This window comes from Stenotrophomonas sp. YJH_SMC_6, from assembly GCF_059371335.1.
Genome location: NZ_JCAFUM010000016.1, coordinates 57,994 through 78,467, shown reverse-complemented (window position 1 = coordinate 78,467; position 20,474 = coordinate 57,994). Strand labels below are relative to the sequence as shown.

The following is a 20,474-nucleotide window of genomic DNA, read 5'->3' as shown; positions in this document are numbered from 1 at the left end:
GGCAACCGTAGCATGCGTGGCTCGCCCCCAACCTGACTGCGTCCATGTCCGCCTTGGCTTCTCCCGCAACGACCTCACGTCCGGTGGCTCCCGGTGTGCTGGCAGCTATTTCCACCTCGCATGTCGTCAACGACATGATGCAGTCGCTGATCCTGGCCATCTATCCAGTGATCAAGGGCGGCTTCAACCTGAGCTTCACCCAGATCGGCCTGATCACGCTGACCTACCAGCTGACCGCTTCGATCTTCCAGCCACTGGTTGGCGCCGCCACCGACCGTCGCCCGGCGCCGTACTCGCTGCCGATCGGCATGGCCTCGACCCTGTGCGGCATGCTGCTGCTCGGCTTCGCGCCGAACTATGCGGTGGTGCTGATGGCTGCGGCGATGGTCGGCATTGGTTCGGCCATTTTCCATCCGGAAGCATCGCGCATTGCGCGGCTGGCCTCGGGTGGCCGCCATGGCTTCGCACAGTCGGTGTTCCAGGTGGGCGGCAATTTCGGTACCGCGCTCGGTCCATTGATTGCTGCAGCGGTGATCGTGCCGCATGGCCAGCATGCCGCGTCGTGGTTTGCCGGCGCCGCGCTGATCGGCATTGCACTGCTGACCTATGTCGGCCGCTGGTACGCGCTGCACCTGGGCACCCCGCGCCCGGCCAGCACCGCCTCGATGGCGCCGCGCCATCCCCCGCGCACCGTGGCCAAGGTGCTGGCGATCCTGCTGGTGCTGATCTTCAGCAAGTACTTCTACATGGCCAGCATCGGCAGCTACTTCACCTTCTACCTGATCCACCACTTCGGCATTCCGGTGGCACAGGCGCAGCTGCATCTGTTCGCATTCCTGGTGGCGTCCGCCGCCGGCGGCTTCCTCGGTGGCCCGCTGGGCGATCGCATCGGCCGCAAGCCGATCATCTGGACCTCGATCCTGGGCCTTGCACCGTTCGCACTGATGCTGCCGCATGCCGATCTGTTCTGGACCACGGTGCTGGCGGTGCTGATCGGTTTCGTGTTGTCGTCGGCGTTCTCGGCGATCGTGGTGTACGCACAGGAAATGATGCCGCACCGCATCGGCATGGTGTCCGGCCTGTTCTTCGGCTTTGCGTTCGGCATGGGTGGACTGGGTGCTGCCGTGCTCGGCCTGCTGGCGGACAAGACCAGCATCGAGTACGTCTACCAGTTGACTGCGTTCCTGCCGCTGCTCGGCATCGTGGCGGCGTGGCTGCCGCCGTCGCGGCCTGCTGTTCACTGAGGGGTGCTTCTTTTTGCAGGGCTGCGCCCTGCACCCGCAGAGGCAACGGCAAAAGCCAAAGCGTGCTATCCGTGGATTGGCGGGGTGGGGTCGGTTGAGGGGGACACTGCAAGTACGTCCATGTAGCTCGGTCGCGCCGTTTTCCGCGATCTGTCGGAACAGCGTTCTGCTTTGGTGGGTGCCGACCGTTGGTCGGCACGGGGTCGGATATCGATATTTGACAGACGTGTCGATCAACGGACGACACCTACCAACAGCCGCAGTTGCCAGTAGAGCCACGCCATGCGTGGACGAATTCATTCGGTATCCGACAGATGTGCCGACCAACGGTCGGCACCCACCAGTAGCTGTCGGCCAACTGTCGAAGGTGGGGCGGTGTGGGTGCGCAGGACCGTTGGCGCCATGGATGGCGCCATCGAGCCCCCATGGATGGGTTTACGGCGTGTCCTGACCACCCACACCGCCCCGCCATCCCACGGACAGCCCGCTCTGGCTTTTGATGTTGACGTTGATTCTGCAGGTGCAGGGCTGCAAGCCCTGCCGAACCGCCCACCGGGCGTAGAATGCGGCCATGAGCGAATCCCTTGATAACCACCTGGTCCACGGCCGCCGCCAGCGGCCCGACGGCCCGTCGCCGATCGATGTCATCTCGGTCCAGTCGCAACTTGTCTACGGCCACGCCGGCAACAGCGCCGCCGTGCCGCCGATGCGCGCTCTCGGCGTGCGCGTAGCAGAAATTCCGACCGTGTTGCTCAGCAACGCGCCGTTCTACGACACCACGCGCGGTCGCGTGCTGCCCGCCGACTGGTTCGCCGACCTGCTGCTCGGCACCCACGAGCGCGGCCTGCCGCAGCGGGCGAAGATGCTGGTGTCCGGCTACTTCGGCAGCACCTCCAACGGTGCCGCCTTCGCCGACTGGCTGGACGACATCCTGCCGGCCTGCCCGCAGCTGCGTTACTGCCTGGATCCGGTGATTGGTGATACCCATACCGGCCCCTACGTGGAACCGGGCCTGGAAGCGATCTTCGCCGAGCGCCTGCTGCCGCATGCCTGGCTGGTGACCCCGAACGCCTTTGAACTCAATCGCCTCACCGGCATGCCGGCGCTCGCCGAGGCCGATGCCATCGCCGCCGCACGCACGCTGCTGGATCGTGGCCCGCACTGGGTGATCGCGCACAGCGTGGGCGGCACCCCGGGTGAACTGGTGACCCTGGCTGTCGGCCGCGAGGAGACCTGGCGCTGGACCTCGCCCCTGCTGCCGGTGGACGTGGCCGGTACGGGTGATGTGCTGATGTCGCTGGTGGTGTCGTTCCTGCTGCGCGGCGAATCGATGCAGCAGGCGATCTCGCGTGCGATTGCCGGCACCCACGCGGCCCTGGAGGCGACCCTGGACAACGGCTTCGAAGAATTCGACGTGATCGCTGCAGCGCCTGCCGCGCTGGCCGAGGGGACGCGCTTCCGCGCCGAACGCGTGGCATGAGCGGCCTGCTCGAACGCACGCCGCGCACGGTCGGCATCGTCGGCAGTGCCGGCGCCTACGGGCGCTGGCTGACCCGCTTCTTCCAGCAGCACATGCAGCTGCGGGTAATCGGCCATGATCCGGCTGATCCGGGCTCGCATACGCCGGAACAGCTGCTCGCGCAGGCCGATGTGCTGGTGTTCTCGGCGCCGATCCGGCATACGCCGGCGTTGATCGCCGAGTACGTGCGGCAGTCGGCCGGCCGCGAGAAGGACCGGCTGTGGCTGGACGTGACCTCGGTGAAGGAGGCACCGGTGCAGGCGATGCTGGCCTCGCAGGCCGAGGTGGTCGGGCTGCACCCGATGACCGCGCCACCGAAAGCGCCGACCCTGAAGGGTCGGGTGATGGTGGTCTGCGAAGCGCGGCTGCGGCACTGGCAGCCATGGGTCGATTCGCTGTGCACGGCGCTGCAGGCTGAGTGCGTGCGGGCCACGCCACAGCATCACGACCAGATGATGGCGCTGGTACAGGCGATGGTGCATGCCACCCACCTGGCCCAGGCCGGCGTGCTGCGCCAGTACCAGCCGCAGCTGGGCGACCTGGCCGCGATGATGCCGTACCGGTCGGCATCGTTCGAACTGGATACGGCGATCATCTCGCGCATCCTGTCGCTGAACCCCGCGATCTACGAGGACATCCAGTTCGGCAACCCGTACGTGGCGCCGATGCTGGAGCGCTTGGTCGGCCAGCTGCAGACCCTGCAGGCCCAGGTCGGGCAGGGCGACGACACTGCACGCGATGCATTCCGTGAGGGGCTGCTGTCGGCCAACCGCAGTGCCTTCGGCGAGCAGGCACTGGCCGAGGGCAACTACACCTTTGAACGCGTGGGCTATCTGCTGGCTGACCTGACCGAGCGCAATGCGTTGTCGGTGCACCTGCCGGAAGACCGGCCGGGCTCACTGCGTGAGCTGCTGAACGTGTTCGAGCAGCACCGCATCAGCCTGTCCTCGATCCATTCCTCGCGCACGCCTGGGGGCGAAGTGCATTTCCGGATCGGGTTCGTGGCCGGCAGCGATCCGGGGGCGATCAGTCGCGCGGCCGCCGAAGTGGACGCCAGCGGCATCGGGCGGGTGCTGGGCTGAGCACATTCATCCACAGGCGGTGTGGATGGTTTCTGAGCAAAGGTGTGGATAACCTCGCTCAGCCCTTGGTAGTAAAGGCTGTCAAGATGCTTGGTCAAAAATTGATCACGCTTTTTGTAGGGTCGAGCCATGCTCGACCGCCTTTGGCAAAAAGCGTGTCGACCAAGGTCGACACCCACCAGAGCGGAGCGGTACGAAATCCGGTGGCGCCGGGCCATGCCCGGCGAACCTCAGATCGTCAGCCTCAGCTCACCGCCACTGGTGGTGAACTCGCGGCCGTCGCGAACCAGCGGCCGTCCATCATCCAGCTCGTAGCGTGGCGTGGCTTCGGAATGGTGCCCGCTGCTATTCGCCTCGGGCTTGAACTCGATGATGATGTGGCTTTCGCCGTTGCTGTCGACGGCGGGGAACTGACGGAACGACATCGTGCACCTCCTTCAGCGGATGCTGCTGTTGCGCGGCCAGCTTGGCCGCGCCGATGTTAGGCGGACGTCATCAATCGATGAACTGCAGGCGTGCAAGTTCAGCGTACAGTCCGCCTTCGGCCAGCAGCTGCGCGTGCGTGCCCTCGGCGACGATGCGGCCCTGGTCCATCACCACGATGCGGTCGGCCTTGAGCACAGTGGCCAGGCGGTGGGCAATGACCAGCGTGGTGCGGCCGGCCATCAGCCGCTCCAGCGCCTGCTGCACGCTGTGCTCGCTCTGCGCGTCCAACGCGCTGGTGGCTTCGTCCAGCAGCAGGATCGGCGCGTCCTTCAGCAGTGCGCGGGCAATCGCCACACGCTGCTGCTGGCCACCGGACAGGCGGGCGCCGCGCTCGCCCAGCTCACTGTCATAGCCCTGCGGCAACGCGCGCAGGAATCCGTCCGCCTCGGCGGCGCGTGCGGCATCTTCCACCTCGCTGTCGCTGGCCTGCAGGCGGCCATAGCGGATGTTGTCGCGCGCGCTGGCGGCAAACAGCGTCGGCTGCTGCGGAACCAGCGCCAGCTGTCCGCGCAGTTCGGCCGGGTCGACCTGGCGCACGTCGATGCCATCCACGCAGATGCGGCCACTGGCCGGATCGTGGAAGCGCAGCAGCATCGACAGCACCGTGCTCTTGCCTGCGCCGGACGGGCCAACCAGGGCCACGGTCTCGCCCGGGCGCACGTGCAGGCTGAAATGGTCCAGCGCCGCCTGGTCTGGCCGCTGCGGGTAATGGAACACCACGTCGTCGAACCGGATCTCGCCCCGCAGCGGCTGCGGCAGCACGTGCGGCTGCGCCGGCGCGCGGATCTCGATGTCTTCCTGCAGCAGTTCGCCGATGCGGCCCATGCCGCCGGCCGCGCGCTGCAGTTCGTTCCAGACTTCGGCCAGCGCACCGACCGAGCCACCACCGATCAGCGCGTACAGCACGAACTGGCCAAGGGTGCCTGCGCTGAGGCGGCCGTCGATGACATCGTGCGCGCCCAGCCACAGCACGCCGACGATGGCGCCGAACACCAGCAGGATGGCGCTGGCGGTGACCAGCGACTGCGCACCGATGCGGCGGCGGGCGGCCTTGATGGCATCGCCCAGTGCATGGTCGAAGCGGCCGCGCTCGTAGGGTTCGCGTGCATGCGCCTGCACCGTCCTTACGGCGCCCAGGGTCTCGCTGGCCAGGCTGTTCGCATCGGCGATGCGGTCCTGGCTGCTGCGCGCGACGGTGCGCAGCTTGCGCGCACCGATGATGATCGGCAATACCGCAAGCGGAATACCCAGCAGCGACCACGCCGCCAGCCGCGGGCTGGTGACGAACAGCATCGCCAGGCTGCCGACCACCGTGACGCTGCTGCGCAATGCCACCGACATGGTCGAGCCGACCACGCTGCGCAGCAGCTCACTGTCGGCGGTCAGGCGCGAGACCAGCTCACCGCTGCGGCTGCGGTCATGGAAGCCGGCACCGAGCTGGATGAGGTGTGCGTAGAGGCGGCTGCGCAGGTCAGCCACGACCTTTTCGCCCAGCAGCGACACGAAGTAGAAGCGCGCGGCGGTGGCCAGGGCCAGCACCACGGCCACCAGCATCAGCAGGGCGAAGGCACGGTTGATCTGGCCGCCGCTGCTGAAGCCATGGTCGATCATCTGCTTGACCGCCGGCGGCAGGCTCAGCGTGGCCGCCGAAGACACCGCCAGGGCCATCAGCCAGGCGGTGAACAGGCCACTGTGGCGGCGCACGAACGGCCATAGCGTGCGCAGGCTGCCAAGGCGGCGCAGCGGCGGGGGCGAGGCGGGGGCGCCGTCCTTGTCAGTCATCCTGGTGGTCGTCTTCTATGCGGATACGGTCACGAGTGGCGTCGCGCAGGCGGATTTTCAATGCGTCGACCTGATCGGCCGGCAATTCGACCCGCAGGCACACCCCGTTCGCGTCGAACTGTTCATCGCGCTTCTCCGCGCCGAACCCCGGAAGGGCCGCATGCAGGGTGCCCAGGTCTTCGAAGCCGGCCTGCAGCTGCAGCCGTGCCATGGCGACCAGCGCCAGCCGCGGCGCGGTGCGCAGGCATTCTGCGGCGGCGCCACCGTACGCCCGGACCAGACCGCCGGCGCCGAGCTTGATGCCACCGAACCAGCGCGTCACCACCACCATCACCCGGTCGAAGCCCTGCCCGTCGATCGCGGCCAGGATCGGCCGCCCGGCGGTGCCTGCCGGCTCGCCATCATCGCTGGAGCGGTAGTCCTGGCCATGCCGGTAGGCCCAGCAGTTGTGCGTGGCGTCGGCCACGGCAACCTGTTGCAGGAACGCCAGCGCTGCGGGGGCGCCGTCGATCGGCGCGGCATGGGCGATGAAACGGCTGTGTTTGACTTCCAGCGTGTGGCTGACGGGCTGGGCGAGGGTATCGAGCATTCCCGCCATTCTACGGTGTTGCCGGGTACCCCCGCCCGTTTCAGTCGTCCAGCAGCGGGCGCAGGTCGCGCGGCAGGCGCGCTTCCGGATATTGCTGGATGTAGCGCTCCAGGCTGGCGCGGGCGAGGTCGCGCTGGTCCTGGTCACGGCGCTCGCGGATTTTCTGCAGCCACTGCCGGCGTGGCAGGCGCGCGTCGGCGTCCACCTCGGCCTGCACGGTATCCGCGCTCAGGCCCGCATCGCTGCCGCGGCGCATGATGCCCGGAGCCGAACGGCTGGGAGCCTCACGCTTCATCGAGGTGATCTCCACCCGATCCAGCGCCTCCGCCCGCTCGACCTCGGCGGCATTGGCTGCCGGTGCAGGTGCCGCGGCCGTGCGTGCTTTCAGTGCCCCGGACGCTGCCGGCGCGAATGCCGGTGCAGGTGCCGAGTAGGCGGCGGGTGCCGGTGGCGCAGGCGGCGCTGCTGCCGGCGCTGCCGGTGCTGCCGTCGGCGCCGGCGGGAGGGCCGCAAAGGCGGTATCGGCGGACGCATCCGCAGCCATCGATCGTGCAGCCTGGGCCGGCGCTTCAGCGGTTTCGGCCGGCGCCGGCTCGGGCGCGCGTGCGATGGACGGTGCCGGGGCAGCGGCAACAGGGGCGGCCTCGGGTGCTGCGGGCGCAGCGCTTGGTTGGGCGGCCGCCACAGCGCTGTCGGCTGCACTGCGGTCAGCGGCCTGATCGGCAGCCGCAACGTCTTCTGCCGCTGCCGGTGCCGCAGCAACAGCGGCCTCACCGGCCGGAACCGGCGGCGGTTCCGGACGCAGCTGCCAGGCGATGCCGATGGCAAACACCATCGAGGCGGCGATGCCGAACACCGCCGGCCAACGCGGGCGTGTGCGCTGCGTGCGCGGCGCCTCGGGAGAGGCGACCGCATCGGCCGCCGGCGCGTCCACGGCAGCGCGGGCTGCGGCCAGGATGGCAGCGTCCAGTGCGGCGGGCGGAGCCTGCTCGGCGCGACGGCCGAGCAGCCGGGCCAGCTCGCGTTCTTCCGGCGTCAGCGGTTCGTCTCGGTTCATGCGTTCAATCCCGCACGCAGCTTGTCCATCGCATAGCGCAGCCGCGATTTCACGGTTTCCCGGCCTACGCCGGTGATCTGGCCGATCTCCTCCAGGCTCAGTTCCTGATCCAGCCGCAGTTGCAGCACTTCGCGCTGCTCAGGCGGCAGTTGTTCCATCGCCAGCTGGATGCGGCGACGTTGTTCGAATTCGGAAAGCTCGCCTTCCGGGGTCTGCCCATCCTCGATCGCGGCCAGGCGCAGATCGGCATCGGCCGGGGCAGCCGGGCGGTGGCGGGCGGCGCGCCAATGGTCGTTCAGGCGGTTGTGGGCAATGCGGAACAGCCAGGTGCTGAAGGCCGCGTCCGGTTGCCACCCGGCACGGGCGCTGATCACCCGCTGCCAGACGTCCTGGAAGATCTCCTCGGCCAGCGCGGTGTCGCGCAGTTGCCGCAGCAGGAAGCCGAACAGGCGCTTGCGGTGGCGCCCATACAGGCTTTCGAACGCGCGCAGGTCGCCACCGGCCCAGGCCAGCATCAAGGCTTCATCGGTTGGCAGTGCGCTGGCTTCCACGGCGTACAGGGTAAGGCCTGCAGGCGGTGGCGCATAGCCGGTGGCAGGGGCGGGCAGGGCGAGGTTCATGGCATGGAAGCAGCTACGGACAGCACGAAAAACGTACGGGCGCACGATTCGGGGTTTACGGGCTTCCATTGCCCCCCGGGTGGCGCGCTATGCTCGGCGGCTCAGGGGAGGCGACGCACAGACGGCGCCAAGAGATTGTCATTTGTCCACGCATGCTGAATCGGCGGAAGAGCCACTACACGAGGCCGTGTTGAGCACGGCGCTGGTGCGCGCGTTGCATGCGCTTTTGCCGGAAACGGCCGTGGTCCGCGTTGGCTGGGACGACCCGCAGCTGGGGAGTGGCCGAGGGGGCTGGCCCTTGCCTGCGATTGACAGCGCTGCGTCCGTGGAGCCCGCCACCGGCGATGGCCAGCACGGCTGGGAGTATGACGGTGCGCGGCTGCTGCTGTCGGTTGCGGGCGCGGTGCCTTCACCCGCGTGGTGGGGGCTGGCCCGGCAGGCGATGGAGCTGGCGCTGCAGCGCGGCCGCCAGGCCGGCCAGATCAAGGCACTGGAAGAGGCCGAACGGCTGCAGCAGGCCCTGTTCCAGATTGCAGATCTGGCCGGTGCCGACCTGGAAATGCCCGAGATGCTGCGCCACGTGCATGGTGTGCTGGGCACGCTGATGTATGCCGAGAACTGCTACATCGTGGAATACGACGATGTGCGCGACCAGATACGCTTCCTGTACTTCGCCGATCAGGTCGATGACTTCGTCGCCGATCCCACGCAGAGCCATGACGCCAGCGAGATGCCGCGCAGCCTGACCGTGGCGCTGTTGCGCCATGGCAAGCCGCTCAGTGGTCCCTCGCGCAGACTGCTGGCGCAGGTGATGGAACAGGAGCACGACCCGCAGCGTGGGCCCGAAAGCCTGGACTGGCTGGGCGTGCCGATGCTGCGCGACGGCCGCGTCTGCGGCGCCATCGTGGTTCAGAGCTATGAACAGGCGGCCCGCTATGGCGAGGCCGAGCGCGCATTGCTGGGCTTCGTTGCGCAGCACGTACAGACCGCGATGGACCGGCGCCAGGCGCAGGTGCGGCTGGAGCAGCAGGTGGCGCGGCGCACCCAGGAACTGCAGCGCGCCAACCGCAGCCTGCAGGATGAGGTGGCCGAGCGTCGCCGTGCCGAACAGTTGCAGACCGCGCTGTACAACATCGCCGAGATGGCGATGTCAGCCGACAGCCTGGACCAGTTCTATGGTCAGGTGCATGGGGTGGTCGGGCGCCTGCTCGACGCACGCAATTTCTACATCGCCCTGGTCAACCCGGCCGGCAACGGCCTGGACTTCGTGTATTCGGTGGACGAGCACAATGCCAGCCGCGCGCCACGGCCGTTCAGCCGGGGCCTGACCGAATACGTGGTGCGCAACCGGCGCCCGCTGCTGGCGTCACGCGCGCAGATCGATGCGCTGCTGGCCAGTGGTGAAGTGCGCGAGTCCGGCGCGCGCTCGCATTGCTGGCTGGGCGTGCCGTTGCTGCGCGACGATGAGGTGGTGGGTGCGATCGTGGTGCAGAGCTACAGCGAGAACAGCACGTTCAGCGTGCACGATCAGCGGCTGCTGACCTTCGTTGCGCAGAACATCGGAACCGGGCTTGCGCGCCAGCGCGACCAGCAGCGGCTGCGTTCGGCACATGCCGAGCTGGAAAAGCGCGTTGAGGAACGCACCCGCGAACTGGCCGAGGTCAACGAAAAGCTGCTTGGGCAGATCGGTGAGCGCCTGCGTGCCGAGCAGCGCCTGACCCACCAGGCCATGCACGATGCGCTGACAGGCCTGCCCAACCGCCTGCACCTGCTGGATCGCCTGCAGGATTCACTGGCGCTGGCCAAGCGCGAGGGCGGACCGGTGTTCGCCGTGCTGTTCCTCGATCTGGACCGCTTCAAGCTGGTCAACGACAGCATCGGCCATGCCGCCGGCGACCGCATGCTGGTGGAAGTGGCCAAGCGCATCGTGTCGATGGCAGGTGCCGAAGATGTGGTGGCCCGGCTTGGCGGTGATGAGTTCGCTGTGCTGCTGCAGTGCCCGCAGGGCCTGGCGCAGGCACTGGATTTCGGCCAGCGGCTGCTGCTGGCGTTGCAGGAATCGATGTGGATCGCCGGGCGCGAACTGTTTCCGTCCGGCAGCCTGGGCATTGCCCTGTGGAATCCGCGCTACCGCACCGGAGAAGAGCTGCTGCGCGATGCGGATGCGGCCATGTACCGGGCCAAGGCGCAGGGCCATGACCGCTGTGCGATCTTCGACGAGGACATGCGCGAAGAAGCCATGCGCAGCCTGGACCTGGAAGCCGACCTGCGCCGTGCGATCAACAACCGCGATTTCGTGCCGTTCTACCAGCCGATCGTGCGCTTGTCCGACGGCGAAGTGGTCGGTCACGAGGCGCTGCTGCGCTGGCAGCATGAGCGCCGTGGCCTGCTGCTGCCCGGCGCGTTCCTGGAGCTGGGTGAAGAGAGCGGCCTGATCGAACAGGTGGACTGGCTGATCTACGAGCAGGTCATCGCGGGGCTGGCACGGGGAGGCGAAGGCTACGTCTCGGTGAACGTATCGCCCCGGCATTTCCGCTCGGCAGAGTTCAGTGATCGCCTGTTCGGCCTGCTCGACAGCTGTGGTGCCGATCCGCGCCGGCTGCGCCTGGAAATCACCGAGGTGGCGTTGCTGGACGACGGCCCGCACACGCTGCGTATCCTGCAGGGCCTGCGCGAGCGCGGCATCCAGGTGCAGCTGGACGATTTCGGTACCGGGTTCTCCGCGCTGTCCTACCTGCACCGTTTCCCGATCAGCACGCTGAAGATCGACCAGAGCTTCATCGCCGGCCTGCACGGTCCGGAAGTGCAGAGTACGCGGGCGCTGGTGGAAGGCGTGCTGTCGCTGGCGCGCACGCTGGGCATTGAGACCATTGGCGAAGGCATCGAGACCGACGCGCAGCGGCAGACCCTGCGTGAACTGGGCTGCGACTACGGCCAGGGCTACCTGCTGGGGCGGCCCGCGCCGTGGGCGCACGCGGCGGCCTGAGCCACCGCGTGCAGCTGCATCATCGCAGGGCGGCGCGGCGCTTCTCGTCGATCCACTTCGAGGCCTGGGCCGGCTGGTAGTTCTTCATCCACTCCAGCATCTCTTCGATGTCCGAGCCGTACCACAGGTCCTGGCGCTGGTCCGGATGCAGGAAGCGTTCTTCCACCATGCGATCGATCATGCCGATCAGCGGGGCGTAGAAGCCGTCCACATCGAGGAATGCGCATGGCTTGTTGCCGATGCCCAGCTGGCGCCAGGTCAGCATCTCGAAGATCTCTTCCATGGTGCCGAAGCCGCCGGGCAGGGCGACGAAACCGTCGGCAAGATCGAACATGCGCGACTTGCGCTCATGCATCGAACCGACGATCTCCAGTTCGGTCAGGCCACGGTGCGCCACTTCCCAGTCGGCCAGCTGGCGCGGGATCACGCCGGTCACCTCGCCGCCAGCGGCGAGCACGGCATTGGCCACGGTTCCCATCAGGCCGACGTTGCCGCCGCCATACACCAGGCGCAGGCCGTCGCGGGCGATGCGGTCACCCAGGGCAATGGCGCGTTCGGTGTAGGCCGGCTTGCTGCCAGCGTTGGAACCACAGTACACACAGATCGATTTCATGGATCTTCCTGTCTCTTGGCCGGAAACGAAAACGCCCCGTCGCCAACCGCAGGGCGGTCGGGGACGGGGTGTCCTTGGATTATGAGCCCTTCTGTAGAGCCGAGCCATGCTCGGCTGATCTTCGTTCAGATCGCGGCAAAGGCCGAGTCGAGCACGGCTCGACTCTACAAACGCCAAGCAGGCTTACGCGGCAGCGGCCTGCTCGCGGCGCGGGCCTTCACGCAGGGCGCGGCCGACCATGCCCACCAGCAGGTCCAGCTCCTCGCTGTCCATGCCGAAGTGCGGGGTGAAGCGCAGCGAGTTCTCGCCGCCGTGGATCACGTTGATGCCGTGCTGGCGCAGCCATTCCTCGGTCGAGTTGGCACCGTAGCACTTGAACTGCGGGGCCAGCTCGCAGGAGAACAGCAGACCGGTGCCCTGCACCTTGGTGATCAGCCCGCCCAGCTCGTTCTTCAGCTGTTCCAGCTTGCGCACGGCCTCGGCACCGCGTTCGGCGATGTTGGCGCGCACCTGCGGGGTCAGCTGGGCCAGGGTGGCGCAGGCCACGTCCAGCGCACGCGGGTTGCTGGTCATGGTATTGCCATAGATGCCCTTGCGGTACAGCTGCGCGGCATGCTCGGTCACCGCCAGCACCGACAGCGGGTACTGCGCGGCGTTGAGGGCCTTGGAATAGGTCTCCATGTCCGGCGGGTCGAGGCCTTCGAAGCCCGGGTAATCGACCACCGACAGCACGCCATGCGCGCGCAGGCCGGCCTGGATCGAGTCGAGCAGCAGCAGGCTGCCGTGGGCACGGGTCAGTTCGCGGGCAACGGCATAGAACGACGGCGGCACCGAACGCCCCGGATCGCCTTCGCCCATCACCGGTTCCAGGAACACCGCCTCGATGAACCACTGGTTGCGTGCGGCGTCCTCGAACACCTTGCGCAGGCCGGCTTCGTCGTACGGCGCCACGGTGATCACCGAGTCCTCACCGCGGTAGCTGGCCAGGTGCTGCATGTAGCTCTTGCGGCTGGAATCGGAATACAGGGCAGGGCGATCGGTACGGCCATGGAAGCTGCCCTTGACCACCACGCGCTTGATCGCAGCGCCAGCGTGGCGCGCACCCGGGTCGGTCTGCAGCTTGGCGTTGACGTCGGCGATGCGCGCGGCCAGGCCAACCGCTTCGGAACCGGAATTCAGGCACATGAAACGGGCGAACGGGCAGCCGCCACGGCGGTGGCCGATCTCGGCGCGCAGGGCGGTGATGAAACGCTGCTGCGACAGGCTGGGGGTCATGATGTTGGCCATCACCTGCGGGCGGGCCATCGCCTCCAGCACGGCGTCAGGGGTGTGCCCGAAGCCGAGCATGCCGTAGCCGCCGGCGTCGTACAGCACGGCGCCCTTCAGGGTGACCACCCATGGGCCGCGCGCAGCCAGTGCCACGTACGGGGTCACCGCGTCATCGGCATAGAAATTGACGAAACCGTCCTGCATCGCGTCGATCTGCGCCTGTTCGTCCTGCGCCAGCAGCGGCCCCAGGTCGGCCTGCACGCGCGCGAATTCCTCGGCAGCGGCGTCCACCGCGGCGATCAGCTGCGGGTGGTTGGCGGACAGGGCGGTCAGGGTGGCATCGTCCAGCCCGGTGGTGAGACGGGTGCCGGGCTGGCTGCGCAGGGGGGCGAGGCGTTCGATGAAGCTCATTGCAGATCTCCTGAAACAATGGGTCGCACGGGTCTTCAAAAGCAAAACGCGCGTCATCACGCGCGCTTGGGGGCAGGCTCGTGCAGCGGACTTCCGGCTCGATGCTAGCACTTGTTTTTTTGCGCGATAACCCCGCAGAAACCTGCTGCATAGCAGCATTTTCCGCGACGTTCGCCGCGAAGCACGCCGGCTCGCAGACGCTGGACGTACAATGCGCGCCATTGTCGACCTGTTGCCGCCCACTGCCTTGAAGAAGTCTGATTTCCATTACGACCTGCCGGCTGAACTGATCGCGCAGGCCCCGCTGGCCGAACGTTCCGCAAGCCGCCTGCTGCTGGTACCGCCGGCGCCCGATGCCTTCACCGATCTGCAGGTGCGCGACCTGCCGTCGCTGCTGCAGCCGGGCGACCTGCTGGTGTTCAACGACACCCGGGTGATCCCGGCGCGCCTGTTCGGGCAGAAGGCCAGCGGCGGCCGCGTGGAGATACTGATCGAGCGCCTGCTGGGCGGCCAGCAGGCACGTGCCCAGGTGGGCGCCAGCAAGTCACCGAAGGCCGGCAGCCGCATCGCGCTGGATGCCGGCGGTGAAGCAGAAGTGCTGGGCCGCGATGGCGAGTTCTACGTACTGCAGTTCCATGTGCCGGAATCGCTGGAACAGTGGCTGCTGCATGCCGGCCGCCTGCCGCTGCCGCCGTACATCCAGCGCGAGCCGGGCGTGGACGACCGCGAGCGCTATCAGACTGTGTTCGCGCGCGAAGTGGGGGCGGTGGCGGCGCCGACCGCCGGCCTGCATTTCGACGAACCGCTGCTGGCCGCACTGAAGGACAAGGGCGTGGAGTTCGGGCACGTCACCCTGCACGTGGGTGCAGGCACCTTCCAGCCGGTGCGTGCCGATGACCTGAAGGACCACGTGATGCACCGCGAGTGGCTGAACGTGGGTGCCGAGCTGGTGCAGCAGGTGCGGCGCACGCGCGCCGCCGGCGGCCGCGTGATCGGCGTCGGCACCACCGTGGTGCGCGCGCTGGAAAGCGCGATGCGCGACGGCGAGCTGCTGCCGTTTGCCGGCGAAACGCAGATCTTCATCACCCCGGGTTACCGCATCCGCAGCGTCGACGCGATGGTGACCAACTTCCACCTGCCGGAAAGCACGCTGCTGATGATGATCTCCGCGTTCGCCGGCAAGGAGCGCGTGTTCGAGGCCTACCGGCACGCGATCGAGCAGCGCTACCGCTTCTTCAGCTACGGCGACGCGATGCTGCTGTTCCCGCAGGCGGGGTAGGGCGCTGACCTCTGCCTGCTTGTGGTGGGTGCGCACCGTTGGTGCGCACTTGCAGGTGCCTGGAGACCAGGAAAGCCACGCATGGCGTGGCTCTACTGCCGTGCCGTTCCGGCCTGAATGGGCGGCCGGCCCGGTTTTGGGAGACAATAGGCAACTATTTGCCTGAACGACCGCTCCATGTCCCGATTGCAGTTCCAGCTCCAGACCCGCGACGGCCGTGCCCGCCGTGGTCGCCTGACCTTCCCGCGTGGCACGGTGGAAACACCGGCCTTCATGCCGGTCGGGACCTATGGCTCGGTCAAGGGCATCCTGCCGGACCAGGTGCGTGCGCTGGGCGCCGAGATCATCCTCGGCAATACCTTCCACCTGTACCTGCGCCCGGGCCTGGACATCATCGCCGACCACGGCGGCCTGCACGGCTTCTGCCGCTGGGATGGCCCGATCCTGACCGACTCCGGTGGCTTCCAGGTGTTCTCGCTGGCCCACCGCCGCAAGATCACCGAGCAGGGCGTGACCTTTGCCTCGCCCACCGACGGCGCCCGTGTGTTCCTGGGCCCGGAAGAGAGCATGAAGATCCAGAAGATGCTCGATTCGGACGTGGTGATGATCTTCGACGAGTGCACCCCGTACCCGGCCACCGAGGATGTGGCGCGCCGGTCGATGGAGCTGAGCCTGCGCTGGGCCCAGCGCAGCCGCAACGCGCATGACGAGCTGGGCAATGACGCGGCCCTGTTCGGCATCGTCCAGGGCGGCGTGCACACCGACCTGCGCAGCCGCTCGGCCGAGGCCCTGCAGGCGATCGGCTTCGACGGCTATGCCATCGGCGGCCTGGCTGTGGGCGAGCCGGAGCACGAGCGCAACGCCATGCTCGACCACCTGGACCCGGAGCTGCCAAGCGACCGTCCGCGCTACCTGATGGGTGTGGGCCGGCCGGAGGACCTGGTCGAGGGTGTCGCACGTGGCGTGGACATGTTCGACTGCGTGATGCCCACCCGTAACGCCCGCAACGGCCACTATTTCACCTCGTTCGGCACCGTTCGCATCCGAAATTCCCAGTACGCGCGGGACATGGACCCGATCGAGCCGGGCTGCGGCTGCGTGGCCTGCACCGGCGGTTACACGCGTTCCTACCTGCGCCACCTGGACCGCTGCAACGAGATGCTGGCGCCGATGCTCGGTACCCTGCACAACCTGTTCTATTACGAAAAGCTGATGGCCGACATCCGCGCGGCCATCGAGGCGGGAACCTTCCTGGCCTTCCGCGAGTCCTTCTACGCGGCACGCGGGGCGGTGGCCCCGCCCCTGTAACCCGAACGCCCCTGCCAAACGGCCCAAGGACGAACGCCCGGGGCCGTGGCATACTTCAAGGCTGACCCAGATCCGCGGTCGACACCTCGTGCCCGTGAAAGGGCCGAAGCGCCGCCCAACCAAAGGACCAACGATGAACCTGCTTGCTTTCCTGATTCCCGCCGCCCACGCCCAGGCCGCCGGCGGCCAACCGCAGGGCATGGGCCTGACCACGCTGCTGTTTCCGGTCATCCTGATCGCCATCATGTACTTCCTGATGATCCGCCCGCAGATGAAGCGGCAGAAGGAGCACAAGGCCATGCTGGAGAAGATCAAGCGTGGCGATGAAGTGCTGACCAACGGCGGCATCGCCGGCATCGTCACCGACATCGGCGACAACTTCATCACCATTGAAGTGGCTGACAACGTGCGCATCCGCGTGCAGAAGGGCGCTGTCGGCAACGTGCTGCCGGCCGGTACCCTGAAGTCGGCCCAGTAAGCCACTCCCTTTCCGATGCACAACCGCGGCGCCGGGGATGGCGCCGCGCGGGACCCAAGCAATGCTCGAATTTCCACGCTGGAAGTACGTCGTCATCCTGATCGTACTGGCGCTCAGCGCGCTGTACGCGCTGCCCAACATCTACCAGAAGGACCCGGCCCTCCAGATCACCGCCAACCGTGGCGGGCAGATCGACGATGCGCTGCGCGACCGTGTGCTGGCCGACCTGAAGACGGCCGGAGTCACCCCCGTCGGTGTCGAGAAGGAAGGGGAAAGCCTGATTGTCCGCCTGCCGGACCTGAAGGCGCAGTCCGCTGCCAGCGACGCCCTGCGCGACACCGTCGGCGAAAAGTACACCGTGGCCCTGAACCTGGCCTCGACCGTGCCGGACTGGCTGGCCAACCTCGGCGGTCGCCCGATGGTGCTGGGCCTGGACCTGCAGGGTGGTGTGCACTTCGTGCTGCAGGTCGACCAGAAGGCCGCCCTCGACAAGCGCCTGGACGCCTACACCGAAGACGTGCGCAGCACCCTGCGTGACGCGCGCATCGCGTACCAGTCGGTGGAGCGTCGCGCGGACAACAGCATCGTGGCCAACCTGAGCCCGTCCGCCGGTGATGACGCCGCACAGCGTGCCCGTGCGGCGCTGGTGAAGGCGCAGCCGACGCTCGGCTACGACGTCAGCGGCAACCGAATCACGGTGACCGTGCCGGAGACCGAGATCGCGCAGATCGCCAATGGCGCCATCGAGCAGAACATCAACACCCTGCGCAACCGCGTGAACCAGCTCGGCGTCGCCGAGCCGATCATCCAGCGCCAGGGTGCCGACCGCGTGGTCGTGCAGCTGCCCGGCGTGCAGGACACTGCCGAAGCCAAGCGCATGATCGGCGCCACCGCCACCCTGGAATACCGCGCGGTGGTCGAGGGCAATGCCCAGGACGCCATCGACTCCGGCCGCATCCCGCCGGAAGCGAAGGTCTATCAGCGCCGTGACGGCGGCGGTCCGATCCTGCTGAACAAGCGCGTGATCGTCACCGGCGACCAGATGGTCGGCGCGCAGGCGGTGACCGACTCCACCAGCGGTGCCCCGGCGGTCAGCGTGACGCTGAACAACGTCGGCGGCCAGCGCATGTTCGACTTCACCAGCGCCAACGTGAACAAGCCGATGGCGGTGGTGTATACCGAACGCGTGCCGACCGTGACCCTGGTTGACGGCCAGGAAGTGCGTGGCTTCAAGGTCAACGAGGAAGTGATCTCGGTGGCCAACATCAACGGCGTGTTCGGCAAGAACTTCCAGACCACCGGCCTGCAGAAGAAGGAAGCCGACGACCTGGCCAAGCTGCTGAAGTCCGGCTCGCTGGCCGCGCCGATGGACTTCGTCGAAGAGCGTGTGGTCGGCCCGAGCCTCGGCGCCGAGAACGTCAAGAACGGCATGCGCGCAGTGGTGTTCGCGTTCCTGTTCACCCTGGTGTTCTTCAGCGTGTACTACCGCATGTTCGGTGTGATCACCTCGATCGCGATGCTGTTCAACCTGCTGATCGTGGTGGCGGTGATGTCGCTGTTTGGCGCGACCATGACCCTGCCGGGCTTCGCCGGCCTGGCGTTGTCGGTCGGCCTGTCGGTGGACGCCAACGTGCTGATCAACGAGCGTATCCGTGAAGAGCTGCGTGCCGGCGTGCCGGGCAAGACCGCGATCGTGACCGGTTACGAGCGTGCCTCGGGCACCATCCTCGACGCCAACCTGACCGGCCTGATCGTCGGTGTGGCGCTGTTCGCATTCGGTACCGGTCCGCTGAAGGGCTTCGCACTGACCATGATCATCGGTATTTTCGCCTCCATGTTCACCGCGATCACCGTGTCGCGTGCGCTGGCGACGCTGATCTACGGCCGTCGCAAGAAGCTCCAGAACGTGGCCATCTGACGGGACGACACGCACAATGAAACTGTTTCCGCTGCACATCCTCCCGAACGACACCAAGATCGACTTCATGCGCTGGCGCCATGTCGCCATGGCAGTCACCATCGTGGTGTTCCTGGCCTCGGTCGCCATCATCGGCATCAAGGGCTTCAACTACGCGCTGGACTTCACCGGTGGCACCCTGATCGAAGCCCGCTTCGACAAGCCGGTGGACGTCGAGCAGGTCCGCAACAAGCTCGAGCAGAGTGGCTTCGAAGGCGCCCAGGTCCAGAGCGTCGGTGGCAACACCGACCTGCTGATCCGCCTGGCCCCGCACGGTGAGCATGCGCCGGGTACCGGTGACGCCGCCGCCGAGGACAAGGCCACCGCTGCCGCCGTGGTGAAGGCGCTGTCTTCTGCCGACAACCAGGCCACCGTGCTGCGCAACGAGTTCGTCGGCCCGCAGATCGGCAAGGATCTGGCGATGAATGGCCTGTACGCCACCATCTTCATGCTGGCCGGCTTCCTGATCTACATCGCAGTGCGCTTCGAGTGGAAGTTCGCGGTCACCGCCAGCATCGTGGCGATGTTCGACCTGATCGTGACGGTCGCTTACGTGTCCCTGCTGGGTCGTGAGTTCGACCTGACCGTGCTGGCCGGCCTGCTGTCGGTGATGGGCTTTGCGATCAACGACATCATCGTGGTCTTCGACCGCGTCCGCGAGAACTTCCGCAGCCTGCGCGTGGACTCGATGGAAGTGCTGAACCGTTCGATCAACCAGACGCTGTCGCGTACGGTGATCACCGCGGTGATGTTCTTCCTGTCGGCGCTGGCGCTGTACATGTACGGCGGCAGCTCGATGGAAGGCCTGGCCGAGACGCACATGATCGGTGCGGTGATCGTGGTGCTGTCCTCGATCCTGGTGGCGGTGCCGATGCTGACGATCGGCTTCCTGCGCGTCAGCAAGCAGGACCTGCTGCCGAAGGCGAAGGACGTCGAGGCCCTGGCCCGTCGCCCGTAAACGCCTGCTGCACGCAGCACACAGAGAACCCCGCGCAAGCGGGGTTTTTTGTGTGCAGGGCGTGCAGCCCTGCACCCGCGGTAGTGCCGGCCGCTGGCCGGCAACAGCAACAGCGTGCATTCCGTGGTTGGGCGGGGCGGTGTCGGAGTGCGGGGACGCCGCAAGTACGTCCGTGTAGGCTTGGCAGCCGCATCCATGCGGCTGACACCCCGCACTCCGACACCGCCCCACCTCTGACAGATTCCGGCGGCTGTTGGTAGGTGTCGACCTTGGTCGACACATCTGTCAGATATCGATAATCAAACTGGAATCAGATCTACCGTGTCGACCAAGGTCGACACCCACCAGAGAAGAATGCTGTCCCGACAGATCGCGGAAATCTGTCGAAGGCGGGGTGGGTCCGGTTGCGGGGGCGTGAGCCGCATGGGCCCGAGGCATGCCTCGGGCGGGTTGGGCAGGACGCCCAACCCCGGTCTTGCCGTGTGCGCAGGACAGCGCACACGAGCAAGCGGCGACCGAGCTTACATGGGTGAGGGCGCTTTGCTTGCGAAGCACTGCTTCGCAAGCGCCCGAACGCACAGCCGCCAGCGGCTGGGCCGGGCCCCGGAGGGGGACTTGCAGCGCCCCCCCGCAACCGGACCCACCCCGCCAACCCACAGGAACCCAGCTTTTGACGTTGCTGTTGAGGTTGCCGGCCAGCGGCCGGCACTACCGCGGGTGCAGGGTGCAACCCTGCAAAAGAAACACCACCCTACGCCAGCGTCGGTTGTGCATTCGGCCCCCGCGCACTACGATCCTGCGGTTCGCGCGCGCAGGCGCGCACCCGTATTCCTGCT

General features: G+C 67.3%; 16 protein-coding genes. 9 read left to right on the top strand and 7 right to left on the bottom strand.

The features are described 5' to 3' along the window. Positions 1 to 44 precede the first annotated feature (44 nt). The 3 genes from AC5P9N_RS18120 to AC5P9N_RS18110 all read left to right on the top strand — a co-directional run bounded on the left by AC5P9N_RS18120 (position 45) and on the right by AC5P9N_RS18110 (position 3,845). Positions 45 to 1,244 (top strand): MFS transporter, encoded by a 1,200-nt coding sequence (locus AC5P9N_RS18120; protein ID WP_099484003.1) that lies wholly within the window; start codon positions 45 to 47, stop codon positions 1,242 to 1,244. A gap of 571 nt (positions 1,245 to 1,815) precedes the next feature. Further along, positions 1,816 to 2,724 (top strand): pyridoxal kinase, encoded by a 909-nt coding sequence (pdxY, locus tag AC5P9N_RS18115; RefSeq protein ID WP_012479920.1) that lies wholly within the window; start codon positions 1,816 to 1,818, stop codon positions 2,722 to 2,724. Continuing rightward, positions 2,721 to 3,845 carry a prephenate dehydrogenase gene (locus tag AC5P9N_RS18110; RefSeq protein WP_099484004.1) on the top strand — a complete coding sequence of 375 codons (1,125 nt, stop codon included), beginning with the start codon at positions 2,721 to 2,723 and terminating at the stop codon, positions 3,843 to 3,845. Before pdxY ends, AC5P9N_RS18110 begins: the two co-directional genes overlap by 4 nt. Before the next feature lie 230 nt (positions 3,846 to 4,075). On the opposite strand, the gene AC5P9N_RS18105 is transcribed toward AC5P9N_RS18110, so the two are convergent. From AC5P9N_RS18105 to AC5P9N_RS18085, 5 genes are all read right to left on the bottom strand, one after another. Then, positions 4,076 to 4,270, bottom strand: a complete 195-nt coding sequence (locus AC5P9N_RS18105; RefSeq protein ID WP_099484005.1) for a hypothetical protein — start codon at positions 4,268 to 4,270, stop codon at positions 4,076 to 4,078. Positions 4,271 to 4,340: 70 nt separating this feature from the next. Then, positions 4,341 to 6,113, bottom strand: coding sequence for an ABC transporter transmembrane domain-containing protein (locus tag AC5P9N_RS18100; protein ID WP_012479922.1), 1,773 nt, complete (start codon positions 6,111 to 6,113; stop codon positions 4,341 to 4,343). Next, positions 6,106 to 6,702, bottom strand: coding sequence for an IMPACT family protein (locus AC5P9N_RS18095; protein WP_005409249.1), 597 nt, complete (start codon positions 6,700 to 6,702; stop codon positions 6,106 to 6,108). Before AC5P9N_RS18095 ends, AC5P9N_RS18100 begins: the two co-directional genes overlap by 8 nt. Positions 6,703 to 6,742: 40 nt before the next feature. Continuing rightward, on the bottom strand, positions 6,743 to 7,759 hold the full coding sequence (locus tag AC5P9N_RS18090) for a hypothetical protein (RefSeq protein WP_495223873.1): 1,017 nt from the start codon (positions 7,757 to 7,759) through the stop codon (positions 6,743 to 6,745). Continuing rightward, a complete protein-coding gene (locus tag AC5P9N_RS18085; RefSeq protein WP_229295586.1) occupies positions 7,756 to 8,274 on the bottom strand; it encodes an RNA polymerase sigma factor in 519 nt (172 codons plus the stop codon). The genes AC5P9N_RS18090 and AC5P9N_RS18085 overlap by 4 nt, the downstream gene beginning before the upstream one ends. A 292-nt stretch (positions 8,275 to 8,566) precedes the next feature. Here AC5P9N_RS18085 and AC5P9N_RS18080 point away from each other — a divergent pair, with 292 nt between their 5' ends. Then, on the top strand, positions 8,567 to 11,365 hold the full coding sequence (locus AC5P9N_RS18080) for a bifunctional diguanylate cyclase/phosphodiesterase (protein WP_223846490.1): 2,799 nt from the start codon (positions 8,567 to 8,569) through the stop codon (positions 11,363 to 11,365). Between the two features lie 19 nt (positions 11,366 to 11,384). Here AC5P9N_RS18080 and AC5P9N_RS18075 read toward each other — a convergent pair whose 3' ends face one another. Both AC5P9N_RS18075 and AC5P9N_RS18070 read right to left on the bottom strand, forming a co-directional pair. After that, the gene (locus AC5P9N_RS18075) at positions 11,385 to 11,978 is read right to left on the bottom strand and encodes an LOG family protein (RefSeq protein WP_005409253.1); all 594 of its coding nucleotides are present in this window, start codon (positions 11,976 to 11,978) and stop codon (positions 11,385 to 11,387) included. 183 nt (positions 11,979 to 12,161) lie between these two features. After that, positions 12,162 to 13,658, bottom strand: a complete 1,497-nt coding sequence (locus tag AC5P9N_RS18070; RefSeq protein WP_005409254.1) for an aminotransferase class III-fold pyridoxal phosphate-dependent enzyme — start codon at positions 13,656 to 13,658, stop codon at positions 12,162 to 12,164. A 211-nt stretch (positions 13,659 to 13,869) separates the two neighbouring features. Here AC5P9N_RS18070 and queA point away from each other — a divergent pair, with 211 nt between their 5' ends. From queA to secF, 5 genes are all read left to right on the top strand, one after another. After that, positions 13,870 to 14,937, top strand: a complete 1,068-nt coding sequence (gene queA, locus AC5P9N_RS18065; RefSeq protein WP_012479927.1) for a tRNA preQ1(34) S-adenosylmethionine ribosyltransferase-isomerase QueA — start codon at positions 13,870 to 13,872, stop codon at positions 14,935 to 14,937. Positions 14,938 to 15,114: 177 nt separating this feature from the next. Next, on the top strand, positions 15,115 to 16,245 hold the full coding sequence (gene tgt, locus AC5P9N_RS18060) for a tRNA guanosine(34) transglycosylase Tgt (protein WP_099484006.1): 1,131 nt from the start codon (positions 15,115 to 15,117) through the stop codon (positions 16,243 to 16,245). A gap of 133 nt (positions 16,246 to 16,378) precedes the next feature. Then, on the top strand, positions 16,379 to 16,723 hold the full coding sequence (gene yajC / locus AC5P9N_RS18055; protein WP_005409257.1) for a preprotein translocase subunit YajC: 345 nt from the start codon (positions 16,379 to 16,381) through the stop codon (positions 16,721 to 16,723). Between the two features lie 61 nt (positions 16,724 to 16,784). Next, a complete protein-coding gene (gene secD / locus AC5P9N_RS18050; RefSeq protein WP_043035689.1) occupies positions 16,785 to 18,641 on the top strand; it encodes a protein translocase subunit SecD in 1,857 nt (618 codons plus the stop codon). A gap of 16 nt (positions 18,642 to 18,657) precedes the next feature. Further along, entirely contained in the window at positions 18,658 to 19,638 is a 981-nt protein-coding gene (secF, locus tag AC5P9N_RS18045; RefSeq protein ID WP_005409259.1) for a protein translocase subunit SecF, read from the top strand. Positions 19,639 to 20,474 lie beyond the last annotated feature (836 nt).

Coding starts and splice junctions, on each gene's coding strand:
- secD (WP_043035689.1), top strand. CDS start 16,785: ATGCTCGAATTTCCACGCTGGAAGTACGTCGTCATCCTGATCGTACTG.
- AC5P9N_RS18095 (WP_005409249.1), bottom strand. CDS start 6,702: ATGCTCGATACCCTCGCCCAGCCCGTCAGCCACACGCTGGAAGTCAAA.
- secF (WP_005409259.1), top strand. CDS start 18,658: ATGAAACTGTTTCCGCTGCACATCCTCCCGAACGACACCAAGATCGAC.
- queA (WP_012479927.1), top strand. CDS start 13,870: ATGCGCGCCATTGTCGACCTGTTGCCGCCCACTGCCTTGAAGAAGTCT.
- AC5P9N_RS18070 (WP_005409254.1), bottom strand. CDS start 13,658: ATGAGCTTCATCGAACGCCTCGCCCCCCTGCGCAGCCAGCCCGGCACC.
- AC5P9N_RS18100 (WP_012479922.1), bottom strand. CDS start 6,113: ATGACTGACAAGGACGGCGCCCCCGCCTCGCCCCCGCCGCTGCGCCGC.
- AC5P9N_RS18105 (WP_099484005.1), bottom strand. CDS start 4,270: ATGTCGTTCCGTCAGTTCCCCGCCGTCGACAGCAACGGCGAAAGCCAC.
- AC5P9N_RS18075 (WP_005409253.1), bottom strand. CDS start 11,978: ATGAAATCGATCTGTGTGTACTGTGGTTCCAACGCTGGCAGCAAGCCG.
- AC5P9N_RS18120 (WP_099484003.1), top strand. CDS start 45: ATGTCCGCCTTGGCTTCTCCCGCAACGACCTCACGTCCGGTGGCTCCC.
- yajC (WP_005409257.1), top strand. CDS start 16,379: ATGAACCTGCTTGCTTTCCTGATTCCCGCCGCCCACGCCCAGGCCGCC.
- AC5P9N_RS18090 (WP_495223873.1), bottom strand. CDS start 7,759: ATGAACCGAGACGAACCGCTGACGCCGGAAGAACGCGAGCTGGCCCGG.
- tgt (WP_099484006.1), top strand. CDS start 15,115: ATGTCCCGATTGCAGTTCCAGCTCCAGACCCGCGACGGCCGTGCCCGC.
- pdxY (WP_012479920.1), top strand. CDS start 1,816: ATGAGCGAATCCCTTGATAACCACCTGGTCCACGGCCGCCGCCAGCGG.
- AC5P9N_RS18110 (WP_099484004.1), top strand. CDS start 2,721: ATGAGCGGCCTGCTCGAACGCACGCCGCGCACGGTCGGCATCGTCGGC.
- AC5P9N_RS18085 (WP_229295586.1), bottom strand. CDS start 8,274: ATGCTGGCCTGGGCCGGTGGCGACCTGCGCGCGTTCGAAAGCCTGTAT.